General features: G+C 74.1%; 10 protein-coding genes. 9 read left to right on the top strand and 1 reads right to left on the bottom strand.

Features of this window, described 5'->3' with window-relative positions:
- Positions 1 to 163: 163 nt before the first annotated feature.
- From H4696_RS13870 to H4696_RS13850, 5 genes are all read left to right on the top strand, one after another.
- The gene (locus H4696_RS13870) at positions 164 to 574 is read left to right on the top strand and encodes an Hsp20/alpha crystallin family protein (protein ID WP_086861138.1); all 411 of its coding nucleotides are present in this window, start codon (positions 164 to 166) and stop codon (positions 572 to 574) included.
- A 67-nt stretch (positions 575 to 641) separates the two neighbouring features.
- Positions 642 to 3,272 (top strand): bifunctional acetate--CoA ligase family protein/GNAT family N-acetyltransferase, encoded by a 2,631-nt coding sequence (locus H4696_RS13865; RefSeq protein ID WP_086861135.1) that lies wholly within the window; start codon positions 642 to 644, stop codon positions 3,270 to 3,272.
- A gap of 19 nt (positions 3,273 to 3,291) precedes the next feature.
- Positions 3,292 to 4,377 (top strand): acetate kinase, encoded by a 1,086-nt coding sequence (locus H4696_RS13860; protein WP_192782305.1) that lies wholly within the window; start codon positions 3,292 to 3,294, stop codon positions 4,375 to 4,377.
- Between the two features lie 4 nt (positions 4,378 to 4,381).
- Entirely contained in the window at positions 4,382 to 4,780 is a 399-nt protein-coding gene (locus H4696_RS13855; RefSeq protein WP_086862262.1) for a hypothetical protein, read from the top strand.
- Positions 4,777 to 5,523, top strand: a complete 747-nt coding sequence (locus tag H4696_RS13850; protein ID WP_086862261.1) for a hypothetical protein — start codon at positions 4,777 to 4,779, stop codon at positions 5,521 to 5,523. Before H4696_RS13855 ends, H4696_RS13850 begins: the two co-directional genes overlap by 4 nt.
- 69 nt (positions 5,524 to 5,592) lie before the next feature.
- Here the strand turns inward: H4696_RS13850 and H4696_RS13845 are convergent, their stop codons facing one another.
- Complete coding sequence (locus H4696_RS13845; RefSeq protein WP_086862260.1) at positions 5,593 to 6,042, bottom strand: universal stress protein; 450 nt, start codon at positions 6,040 to 6,042, stop codon at positions 5,593 to 5,595.
- Between the two features lie 173 nt (positions 6,043 to 6,215).
- Between H4696_RS13845 and H4696_RS13840 the strand changes: the two genes are divergently transcribed.
- The 4 genes from H4696_RS13840 to H4696_RS13825 are packed head-to-tail and all read left to right on the top strand — an operon-like array spanning position 6,216 to position 11,927.
- Positions 6,216 to 7,193, top strand: a complete 978-nt coding sequence (locus H4696_RS13840) for an Acg family FMN-binding oxidoreductase (RefSeq protein WP_086862263.1) — start codon at positions 6,216 to 6,218, stop codon at positions 7,191 to 7,193.
- Positions 7,190 to 9,433 carry a phosphoenolpyruvate synthase gene (ppsA, locus tag H4696_RS13835; protein ID WP_086862259.1) on the top strand — a complete coding sequence of 748 codons (2,244 nt, stop codon included), beginning with the start codon at positions 7,190 to 7,192 and terminating at the stop codon, positions 9,431 to 9,433. Before H4696_RS13840 ends, ppsA begins: the two co-directional genes overlap by 4 nt.
- Entirely contained in the window at positions 9,430 to 10,338 is a 909-nt protein-coding gene (locus tag H4696_RS13830; protein ID WP_086862258.1) for an ABC transporter ATP-binding protein, read from the top strand. The genes ppsA and H4696_RS13830 overlap by 4 nt, the downstream gene beginning before the upstream one ends.
- Positions 10,335 to 11,927: an ABC transporter permease gene (locus tag H4696_RS13825; protein ID WP_086862257.1), complete on the top strand. Its 1,593-nt coding sequence runs from the start codon at positions 10,335 to 10,337 to the stop codon at positions 11,925 to 11,927. The genes H4696_RS13830 and H4696_RS13825 overlap by 4 nt, the downstream gene beginning before the upstream one ends.
- Positions 11,928 to 11,948 lie beyond the last annotated feature (21 nt).

The following is an 11,948-nucleotide window of genomic DNA, read 5'->3' as shown; positions in this document are numbered from 1 at the left end:
GCTCCTGCTCTCTCAGGTCCGAGCCCGTGGGTCGACCGGGTCCGCTCTCCCCGTTCGGTGACGAAGGTCCTCGCGGTTCGGGCAATCCGGCCGCGTCGCCGGACCCCCTTCCGGAGGTTTCCTTGCTCTGCGACGCCCCGTCGTCGCGGAGAGGAGAGAACGGATGACCACCCTGGTGCCGGGCTCACGCCTGGCGTTGCCGAGCATCGCGGCGTGGCTGGAGAACCCCTGGCCGTTCGCCGAGCACAACCCGGTCCGGATCGAGGAGTCCACCGAGGACGGCAAGTACCTCGTCCGGGCCGAACTGCCCGGCTTCGACCCGGAGAAACACATCTCCGTGACCACGCACAACGGGCTGCTGACCATCTCCGCCGAACGTGAGGCGAAGGAAGTCGCCGAGGGCGGCCGCAGCGAGTTCTACTACGGCACCTTCAGCCGCACGGTCAGCCTGCCGGCCGGGGCCGACCCGGCGAAGGTCAAGGCGACGTACGCCGACGGCATCCTGGAGATCTCGATGCCGGTTTCGGAGCACCCGCGCGACAAGCACGTCAAGATCCAGGTCACCAAGAACTAGGTGACCCTCCCGCGGTGGGCGCGGCCCTTGGTCGGCCGCGCCCACCCTCGTGCCCCGAGGAGTTTCGATGAGCGTGGAGGCGGGCTCCCGGGCCCTGCTCGCCGGCGGTGACGTGGTGCTCGTGCGCCCGCTGCACCCGGCCGACACCGCCGAGGTGCTCGCCCTGCACACCCGGCTGACCCAGCAGGACACCTACTTCCGCTTCTTCGGCGCACCGTCCCGCCTGGACCGGCTCGCGGCGGAGATCGCCGCCGACCCCGGGCCCGGCCACTACGCGGTGGGCTGCTACCGGCGCGGTGAGCTGCTCGGCGTCGCGAACTACGAAGTCCTCGACGGCTCGGCCGACGCCGAAGTCGCGCTCGTCGTCGACGAGACCGTGCGCACCCAAGGCGTCGCCACCCTCTTGCTGGAGCACCTCGTCTCCCACGCCCGCAAGACCGGCCTCCGGCGGTTCCTCGCCGAGGTGCTCGCGGAGAACGCCAAGGTGCTCCACGTCTTCAAGGACCTCGGACTCAGCTTCGAGGCCAGCGTCGGCGGACCCGAGCGCGACGTCGTGCTGAACCTCGACGAAGACCCCGCTTACCTGGACGCCGTGCTGAAGCGCGACTCGGTCGCGGACGCGGCCAGCCTCGCGCACCTGTTCAAGCCGTCCTCGATCGCCGTGATCGGTGCCGGCCGGCGGCCGGGGTCGGTGGGCCACGCGGTGCTGGCCAACCTGACCGCTTCCGGTTTCCGGGGCCCGGTCGAGGTGGTGAACCCGCACGCCCGCGCGATCCTCGGCGTGCGAAGCGTGCCATCCGTCGCCGAGCTGACCCGCACGCCCGAACTCGCGGTGATCTGCCTGCCCGCGCCGGCCGCCGCGGACGCGGTCGAAGCGTGCGGCAAGCGCGGTGTCCGGGCCGTCGTGGTCATCTCCTCCGGGCTCACCGGCACCGGGTTCGGCGAGCGGGTCCACGCCGCCGTGCGCGAGTACGGCATGCGCCTGGTCGGCCCGAACTGCCTCGGTGTCGTCTCCACCGATCCGGCCCACCCCTATGACCTCACCTTCCTCGCCACCCCGGTCCGCCCCGGCAACATCGGCGTCGTCACCCAGTCCGGCGGGGTCGGGATCGCGCTCGCCGAGTCGCTCGGCGACCTCGGGCTCGGCGTGTCGACGCTGGTGTCCACCGGCGACAAGTACGACGTCAGCGGCAACGACCTGCTGATGTGGTGGACCGCCGACCTCCGCACCGAGCTGGTCGTGCTCTACCTCGAGTCGTTCGGCAATCCGCGCAAGTTCGGCCGCCTCGCGCGGCAGCTCGCCCGGACGCGGCCGGTGCTCGCGGTCCGGTCCGGCAGCGGGGACACCGCCCAGCGCGCGGCGGCTTCGCACACCGCCGCGGCCGCGACCCCCGCCGTCACCCGCGACGCGCTTTTCGAGCAGGCCGGGGTGATCGCCGTGGACACGGTCGCCGAGCTGGTCGACGTCATCGCCGGGTTGTCGTGGCAGCTCCTGCCGGGCGGGCCCCGCGTGGCCGTCGTCAGCAACGCGGGCGGCGCCGGAGTGCTGGCCGCCGACGCGTGCGAGCGCGAAGGCCTGGTCATGGCCGAGCTGTCCGAGCACACCCGGGAACGGCTGGTGAAGCTGCTCCCGGCGGAGGCGGCGGCGCGGAACCCGGTCGACACGACCGCGGCCGTCGCGCCGGCGGTGTTCGCCGACGCGCTGCGCGCGGTGCTCGACGACGACGGCGTCGACGCGGTCATCGCCGCGACCGTGCCCACCGCCGTCGGTGATCCCGGCTCGTCGCTGGCCGCCGTGCTGCCGCCGGAGTACAAGACCGTCTTCGCCGTGCGGCCCGGGCAGCGCGCCCGCGTCGAGCCGCTGGTGCCCGGCCGCGGGGTGACCGCCTGCTACGACGACCCCGCCGCCGCGGCCGCCGTGCTGGCCCGGCTCGTCCGCTACGAGCAGTGGCTGAACCGGCCCGAGACCGAAGATTCCCTTGCCCCGCTGGAGAATCCGGAGGCGCTGCGCTCGTTCGCCGCCGAGCGTGAAGGCTGGCTCTCGCCCGCCGACGCCGTCGAACTGCTGCGCCTGGCCGAGGTTCCGATGGTGGAGACCCACTACGTCGAAGCCGGCGACTCGATGGCCGCCGCGGCCGCCGACCTCGGCGCGCCGGTCGTGCTCAAGGCCGACGCCGACGGTGTGCTGCACAAGACCGCCGCCGGCGGCGTGCTGCTGAACGTGCACGGCGCCGACCGGATCCTCGAGGCGTTCCGCACCCTGCGGTCCCGCTTCGGCTCGGCCCTGCGCGGTGTGACCGTCCAGCCGATGGCCGAACCCGGGCGCGAACTGCTGGTCGGCGTGCGGTCGGACCCGGTGTTCGGGCCGCTGGTCGTGTTCGGCCTCGGCGGCGTCGACACCGACCTGATCGACGACCGGGCCGCCCGGCTGGCGCCGCTCACCGGCGCCGACGCCGACCTGCTGCTCGACGGCCTGCGCTCCTCGAAGGCGCTGTGGGCGCCGGGGCAGCTCGACCGGGCCGCCGTCCGCGACCTGCTGCTCAAGGTCAGCCGGCTGGCCGAACTGGTGCCGGAGCTGACCGAGCTGGACCTGAATCCCGTGCGCGTCCGATCCGACGGCTGTGTGGCGCTCGACGTCCGCGCCCGGCTGGAGCGGCCGACGGCGCCGGACCCGTTCCTGCGCGGACTGCGGGACTGACTTTCTTAGGAGGAAAGCCGTGCGTGTGCTGACCCTGAACCCGGGCTCGTCCAGCATGAAGGTGGCGCTGGTCGACGACGGCACGGGCGTCGGCTGGGCCGCGTGGGACCTGAGCGCGCCCGGTGCGGTCGCCCAGGCGATCAGCCGGTGGACCGGCGTGGACGCGATCGCCGTCCGGTTCGTGCACGGCGGCTCCCAGAAGGTGCCGGCCCGGGTCGACGACGCCCTGCTCGCCAACCTGGAACGGCTGACGTCGCTGGCCCCGAACCACCAGCCGCTGTCGCTGCAGGTCACCCGCGAGGTCCGCCGCCTGCTCCCGGCCGTCCCGGTGGTCGCGTGCTTCGACACCGCGTTCCACGCCCGGATGCCCGAGGCCGCGGCGCGGTACCCGCTGCCGCGGTCGTGGACCGCGCAGAACCGCTTGCGCCGCTACGGTTTTCACGGCTTGTCGTGCCAGTACGCGCTGCGCCGCACCGGCGAGCTGCTGGGCCGGGCGCCCGAAAACCTCCAGCTGGTGTGCGCGCACGTCGGGGCCGGGGTCTCGGTGACGGCGATCCGCGACGGCCACGGCGTGGACACCAGCATGGGCTTCACCCCGCTCGAAGGCGCGATGATGGCGACGCGCTCGGGTTCGGTCGATCCGGGCCTGCTGCTGCACGTCATGCAGACCGCGCCGATGAGCGCGGCGGAGATGGCCGACGCGCTGTTCCACCGGTCCGGGCTGGCCGGGATGAGCGGCACGAACGGCGACCTGCGGCGGGTGCTGGCCGCGGCCGCGCGGGGCGAAGGGGACGCGGCGGTCGCCCTCGACGTCTACCGGCACCGCCTGCGCCGGGAGATCGGTGCGGCGGCGATGAGCTTGTCCCGCCTGGACGCCGTGGTGTTCACCGGCGGCGTCGCCGAGCACCAGCCGGAGCTGATCACGTCCGTCGTCGACGGGCTGGGGGTGCTCGGCCTGCGGGCGGGGAAGGTGCCGCACACCGACGTCGACCGGGTCGTGACCCGCGCCGGCTCGCCGGTGCCCGCCCTGATCGTGCAGCCCCGGGAAGACCTGGAGCTGGCCCGTGGCGCCGAGGAGGCGCTCGCCCGAGAGACCGTGAGGTGACCCCGTGCACGTCCTGCTGACCGAAGCGTCCTTCGGTGACGCCGACTTCCTCGTCCAGCCCCTGCGGGACGCCGGCTGCCTGGTCAGCCGGTGCCACAGCCGCGCCGGTCTGTGCCGGGCGCTCGCCCCGGGCGGCCGCTGCCCGCTCGACGAGCCCTTTGCCCAGCCCGACCTGCTCGTCGACGTGCGAGGCCAGGGCGCCGAGCTGACCGCGCGCGAGTTCGGCGTCGTCTGCGCGGTCCGCGACCACGTGCCCGTCGCGCTGGTCTCCCCGGACCCGTGCGTCCGCGCCGAGGTACCGCCGGGCCTGGAGAACCGGGTCACCGTGATCGATGTCGACGGCCTGCTGGCCACCTGCCGGGCCGCCACGAGACACCTCGGCGTTCCCGTTTCGGGCGGATGACCCGGCCCGCGTTCCGCTGGGACCCCTCGGCCAAGGCGGTCCTCGGTGACGCCCTGGAACGGCTGGGCCCCAACCGGTGCGTCGCCGAGGTCCGGCCGGACGAGGTCGTGCTGACCGAACCGCCCGCCCGGCGCGAGCGGGCCGGCAACGCCGCCCTGCTCGAATGCGGAGCCGCGCTTTCGACCATCTGGACGGTCTTGCGGGTGCTGGGCCGCGACCCGGTCGTGGCCTTCCCGCAGGACCCGGACCGGCCCGACGTCGCCGCCGTCGTCCGGGTGGGCGGCCCGCGCACGCCGTCGAGCGCGGAGTGGGCGCGGTACGCGGCGCTGCGCGAAGTGGCGGACCCGGGCCACGGCACGGTGCTGCGGCCGGTCAGCCTCGCGGTCCTCGGGGCGCTGGCGGCCGACGACTTCTGGCCGGACACCGACGTCCGGACCGTCCGCCCCGCCTGGATCGCGGTTCTCAAGCGGCTCGGCGCGGATCTCGCCGGCCGGTCGGCTCTCCTCGTCACGACGCCGGGCGACAGCCGCCGCCACCACGTCCTCGCCGGCGCCGCGCTCCACACGACGCGGCTGGCCGCGGCGATGCGCGGGTTCGCGTCGGAGCGGGTCCAGTTGCCTTACCTGACCACGGCGGAGCGGGCCCGCCACGCGGAACCGCTGCCCGGGCGCCCGCAAGGACTGCTGCTGATCGGCATCGCGACCCCGAAGCGAAGGGGACTTTCCTCGCACCAGATGCGCTGAAGGGGACGTTCCCCGCATCAGATGAGCGGAACGTCCCCTTCAGCCCGCTCCTGGGGCGCCGGCACGGGCTCAAGCCGGGGCGAGGCGGTGGGCCGCTTCCGGCGTGATGACCACGACCGGGCAGCGGGAGAAGCGCACGCACTCGCGTCCGACACTGCCCAGCACCAGGTCCGCCATCGCACCACCGCGGTGCGTGCCGAGCACCAGCAGGTCCGCGTCGGCCGACGCCGTCACCAGTTCCGTCGCCGGGTCGCCGTGGACGGTCCTGGTCTCGACGGCCGCGGCGGTTTCGATGGCGAGGCCGGCGATGTGCTCGTCCAGGGAGTAGTTCGCCTCGGGCACCCGGCCGTGCGGCTGGAGGGTGAACGAGGTGCCCGGCAGCAGGGTGTCGCGGGGCCGGACGAGGATCGCCCGGACCGTGTCGCCGGCGTGCGCGCCGATCTCGAGCGCCCAGCGCAGCGCCGCGTCGCCGCGGGGAGAACCGTCCGTTCCGACGACGATCACGCGTCCGGCAGTCATGGTGTCCTTCTTTCTCTCCGGTGTCGTACCGAGCGTGCGGGCCGGCGCGAAGCCGCGGTAGGGGACGAATTCCGCCGGAGCGGGGGACTTTGTGCTCCGGTGGGCACACCGTCCGCGGTCGCACCATGACTGGCGGCGGAGCGGCTGCCTCCGCCCGAGGAGGAGTGACCGCGATGACCGCCGCCGCACCGGCCGCACTGACGTCCGACCAGATCGGCATTCTCGCGCGGGCCGTGAGCCGGGCGCCTTCGGTGCACAACAGCCAGCCGTGGCAACTGCTCGTCCGCGGCACCGAGGTGGACCTGGTCGAGCGCCGGGACGTCGAGCTGCGCCGCCACGACCCGTTCGGCCGGGACCGGCTGCTCTCCTGCGGTGCCGCCGTGACCAACCTCGAGCTCGCGGTGCGCGCGCTCGGCCGGGACTGCCACGTCGAGTACGAAGACGACGTCGCGGCCACCGTGACGATCGGGCGTTCGCACCCGACGCCGGCCCGGGACTTCGCGCTGTACAACGCCATTCCCCGCCGCCGCAGCCACCGGCACCGGTTCCACCACGGCCGGGTGCCCGCCACCGCCGTCGCGGCGGTGGCCGCCGCGGGGGAGACGACCGGCGTGCACCTCGTCGCGCCCGGGAACCTCGGCAAGCTGGCCGAACTCCTCGGCTTCGCCACGCGCGTGCTGCGCGAAGACCGCGGCTACCAACGCGAACTCGAAGTCTGGACCGCGCACACCCACGGCTGGGGAGCCGTCGGCGACGGCGTTCCGGAGGACGCGCTGACCCGCGAAGCCCTGCCGGGGGCCGGACTCGTCCGCGCGGACACCCCGGTCCCGGACGACGTCGTGCTCGCGGCCCGGCTGGCCGAGGAGAACCTGCTGATCGTCTGCACCGACGGCGACACCCGGGCCGAGCACCTCGCCGCCGGCGCGGCACTGCAGCGCGCCTGGCTCACCGCGACCACGAAGGCGCTGGTCGGCTCGGTCCTGACGCAACCCTTGCACCTCACCGGTTTCCGGGCCCGGCTCGTGTCGGAGCTGGCGCTCCCCGGTTGTCCCCAGGCGATCTTCCGCTTCGGCTACCCCGCCGTCCCGGCGGCACCCTCACCACGGCTTCCACTCGGCGAGCTGTTCCCACCCACAGGAGGACCCCGATGACCTACGTACGCGACCTGTCCGAGATCCGGCTCGCCGACGACGAAACCGTCGGCGGCAAGGGCGCCAACCTCGGCGAGCTCATTTCCGCCGGGTTCCCCGTCCCGGGCGGATTCGTCATCTCCCGCGACGGCTACTGGGCCGCGCTCGAGAAGGCGGGCGTCCGCGCCGAAGTGGCCGACCTGCACGCCAAGGCACTGGCCAATGTGGACGATTCCGACTTCCTGTCCGAGCAGTGCGACCGCATCCGCGACCTCGTCCGCCTCGCCGGCCTGACCGGCGAGCTGCGGGAAGAGATCGCGCAGGCCTACCGCGAGCTCGGCGCGTCGACGCCGGTCGCCATCCGGTCCTCGGCCACCGGGGAGGACGGCGCGGAAGCCTCCTTCGCCGGGATGAACGCCACCTACACCAACATCTGGGGCGACCACGCGGTCGCCGAGCACGTCATCGACTGCTGGACGTCGCTGTTCAGCCCGCGCGTCGTCAGCTACCGGGCCAGCCGCGGGTTCACCGGCGAGCCGGCGATCGCCGTCGTCGTGCAGCGCATGATCGCCTCGGAGCGCGCCGGGGTCATCTTCACCGCCGACCCGCGCACCGGCGACCGCGAGCGCGTGGTCATCGAAGCCGTGTTCGGTCAGGGCGAAGCGATCGTCAGCGGCGCCGTCGAGCCCGACACCTACGTCGTCGGCAAGCAGGACCTGCTGATCCTGTCCGTCCGGATCGGGCGGCAGACCCACAAGATCGTCGCGGACGAAGGCGGCGGCGACATCACCGTCCAGCTGCCGGAACCCGCGGGCGGGCGCCGCGTGCTGAGCGAGACCGCCGTGCTCGAACTGGCCCGGATGGCCAGCCGCGTCGAGGAGCACTACGGCGTGCCACAGGACATCGAGTTCGCGATCGCCGACCACGAGATCTTCCTGGTGCAGTCCCGGCCGATCACCACGCTGCCGCCGCTCACCCCGGCGAGCACCGTCGCGCTGGTGACCGGGCTCGGCGCGTCGCCGGGCGAGGGCAGCGGCGCGGTGCGCGTGCTGCACGACCCGGTCGAGGCGAAGCACCTGCGCGACGGCGAGATCCTGGTCGCGCCGATGACCAACCCGGACTGGGTACCGGCGATCCGCCGGGCGGCCGCGGTGGTCACCGACGGCGGCGGGATGACCTGCCACGCGGCCGTGGTCGCCCGCGAGCTGGGCGTGCCCGCCGTGGTCGGCACCGGGGACGCCACCCGCGTCCTGGTCGACCGCAGCCTCGTCACCGTCGACGGCACGCAGGGCGAGGTCCGGCCGGGCGCGACCAAGCACGAGGCCGCCCGCACCGCGCCGGTCGCGGGGCCGGTGGCCCCGGAAGCGATCGGCACCAAGCTGTACGTCAACCTCGCCATGCCCGAGCACGCCGAAGAGGTCGCCGCGCAGGCGGTCGACGGCGTCGGCCTGCTGCGCGCCGAGTTCCTGCTCACCGAGGCGCTCGGCGGCCGCCACCCGCGGGACCTGCTCGCCAAGGGTGAGGAACGGTCCTTCGTGGACAAGATGACCGAATCCCTGCTGAAGATCACCAAGCCGTTCGGCACCCGCCCGGTCGTCTACCGGGCGACCGACCTGCGCACCAACGAGTTCCGCGGCCTCGCCGGCGGCGAGGAGTTCGAGCCGGTCGAGAGCAACCCGATGATCGGGTACCGCGGCTGCTACCGGTACGTCCGCGAGCGCGATCTGTTCGCCCTCGAGCTGGAGACCCTCGCCCGGGTGCGCGAGCACTCGCCGAACCTGCACCTGATGATCCCGTTCGTGCGCACCAAGTGGGAGCTGGAGGAGTGCCTGGAGCTGGTCGACGCCAGCCCGCTGGGCCGGCAGCGCGGCCTGCACCGCTGGGTCATGGCCGAGGTTCCGTCGGTCGTGCACTGGCTGGGCGAGTACGCCGGCATGGGCATCGACGGCGTCTCCATCGGCAGCAACGACCTCACCCAGCTGATGCTGGGCGTCGACCGCGACTCGGGGCAGTGCGCGGAGCTGTTCGACGAGGCCGACCCGGCCGTGCTGGACGCCATCGAGCGCATCGTCCGCATCGCGCGGCACCACAACATCACCTCGTCGCTGTGCGGCCAGGCGCCGTCCACGAAGCCCGGCTTCGCCGAGCACCTCGTGCGCTTCGGGATCACGTCGATCTCGGTCAACCCGGACGTCATCGGTCCCGCCCGCGCGGCGATCGCCTCGGCCGAGCGCCGGATCCTCCTGGAGGCCACCCGATGAATCCGGCGATCGAGATCCGCGGGCTGCGGAAGTCCTTCGGGCACACCCGTGCCCTCGACGGACTCGAGCTGACCGTGGAAACCGGTGAGGTGCACGGTTTCCTCGGCCCGAACGGCGCCGGCAAGACGACGACGCTGCGGGTGCTCCTGGGCCTGCTGCGCGCCGACGCCGGTGAGCTGCGGCTGCTCGGCGGCGACCCCTGGCACGACGCCGTCGCGCTGCACCGGCGGCTCGCGTACGTGCCGGGGGAGGTGTCGCTGTGGCCCAACCTCACCGGCGGGGAGGTCATCGACCTGCTCGGCCGGCTGCGCGGCGGCCTGGATCCCGCGCGCCGCAAGCGGTACCTGGACCGCTTCGAGCTCGACCCGCGGGTCAAGGGCCGCGCGTACTCGAAGGGCAACCGGCAGAAGGTCGCCGTCGTCGCGGCCCTCGCCTCGGACGTCGAGCTGCTGCTGCTCGACGAGCCGACGGCGGGGCTCGACCCGCTGATGGAGGAGACCTTCCGGGAGTGTGTCCGGGAGGAACGCGAGCGCGGCCGCACGATCCTGCTGTCCAGCCACATCCTGTCCGAGGCGGAGGCCCTGTGCGACCGGGTCAGCATCATCCGCGGCGGCCGGCTGGTGGACTCGGGCAGTCTCGACGACCTCCGCCACCTCACCCGCACCACGATCACCGCCCGGCTCGCGGGCGCACCGGACGGCCTCGCGCGGTTGCCGGGGGTGCACGACTTCGTCTTGGACGGCGCCGACGTCCGGCTGACCGTCGACACCGCCGCGCTGTCGCCGGTGCTCGCCGCGCTCGGCCGGTGCGGCGTGCACAGCCTGGTCAGCCGGCCGCCGACGCTCGAAGAGCTGTTCCTGCGGCACTACCGCGGCGAACCGGTCGCGGAGGCGGTGCCGGTATGAGCGGCGCCTTCGCCGGCACCGGCGCGCTGGTCCGGCTCGCCCTGCGGCGCGACCGGATCCGCCTGCCGGTGTGGATCGCCGTGTTCGCGGCGACGGCGGCCTCGGCCGCGGCCGCCACGATGGCGGTCTACCCGACGGACGCCGACCTGCACGCCGCGGCCGCGAGCATCAACGCCGTGCCGTCGCTGCGGGCGTTGTACGGCCCGGTGCGCGAGGCGACCCTCGGCGCGACGTCGGTGTTCAAGCTGACCGCCTTCGGGGCCGCGCTCGTCGGGCTGCTGATGGTCTTCACCGCGGTCCGGCACACCCGGGCCGAGGAGGAGGCGGGACGCCGCGAACTGCTGGGGGCGACGGTGGTGGGCCGCTACGCCGGGCTCGCCGCCGGGCTGGCCGTCACGGCGGGCGCGAGCGTCGTGCTCGGCCTGGCCACCGCGGCGGCGCTCGTCGCGACCGGGCTGCCGGTCGCCGGCTCGCTCGCCTTCGGGCTCTGCTGGGCGGCGGCGGGCCTGGTCTTCGGTGGCGCGGCGGCCGTGACGGCCCAGCTGACGAAGAGTGCCCGGTCGGCGTCGGGCCTGGCGGTGCTCGCCCTGGTCGTCGCGTACTTCCTGCGCGCGGTGGGCGACTCGGCCGGCCCGGCCTGGCTCTCCTGGGCGTCGCCGATCGGGTGGAGCGAGGAGGTCCGGCCGTACGCCGGGGACGCCTGGTGGGTGCTCGTGCTCCCGGTCGTGGCGGCCGCGGCGCTCGGCGGGCTCGCGATCGCGCTGGCCCGGGTCCGCGACCTCGACGCGGGCCTGCTGCCCGACCACCCCGGCCCCGCCGGTGCGGGGCGGGCGCTGCGGAGTCCGTGGGGCCTGGCCTGGCGGCTCAACCGCGGCACCCTGGCCGTCTGGGCGTGCGCGTACGTGCTGCTCGGGGTGGTGTGCGGCAGCCTCGCCGGCAACGTCGGCTCGATGCTCACGAACTCGCAGGCGCAGGCCATGATCACCGCGCTGGGCGGCGAAAAGGGGATCTCCGACGCGTTCCTCGCGGCGGAGCTGGCGATGGCCGGCGTGATCACGTCCACCTACGTGATCGCCGTGCTGGCCCGGCTGCGCGCCGAGGAACGGGCGCTGCGGGTCGAGCCGCTGCTGGCGGCCGCGGTGGACCGGCGCCGGCTCCTGGGCGGCTACCTCGTCTTCGCCGCGGTGGCGCCGGCGGTCCTGCTGACCGCCCTCGGCCTGGCGGCCGGGCTGACCAACGGCGCCCACCTCGGCCGGATCGGGCCGGAGGTGGCCCGGCTCGCCGGCGCGGCGCTGGCGCAGCTGCCGGCGGTCTGGGTGCTGACCGGCATCGCGACCGCGGTGTTCGGGCTGTTCGGCCGCGCGCTGACCGCGGCCTGGGTCGCGCTGGTGGCGTTCCTGCTCCTCGGCGAGTTCGGCACGCTGCTGAAGCTCGACCAGTGGGTGCTCGACCTGTCGCCGTTCACGCACTCGCCGAAGCTCCCGGGCGCGGCGGTGCACGCGACGCCGTTGCTCTGGCTCGCCGCGCTCGGGGCCGTGCTGGTCGCGGCCGGCGTGGCGGGGTTCCGTCGGCGCGACATCGCCGGCTGACACCGTGAAGGGAAGGAAACC

The sequence above is a fragment of the Amycolatopsis lexingtonensis genome (assembly GCF_014873755.1).
Taxonomy (GTDB): Bacteria; Actinomycetota; Actinomycetes; order Mycobacteriales; family Pseudonocardiaceae; genus Amycolatopsis; species Amycolatopsis lexingtonensis.
This window is presented reverse-complemented; position numbering and strand designations above follow the sequence as displayed.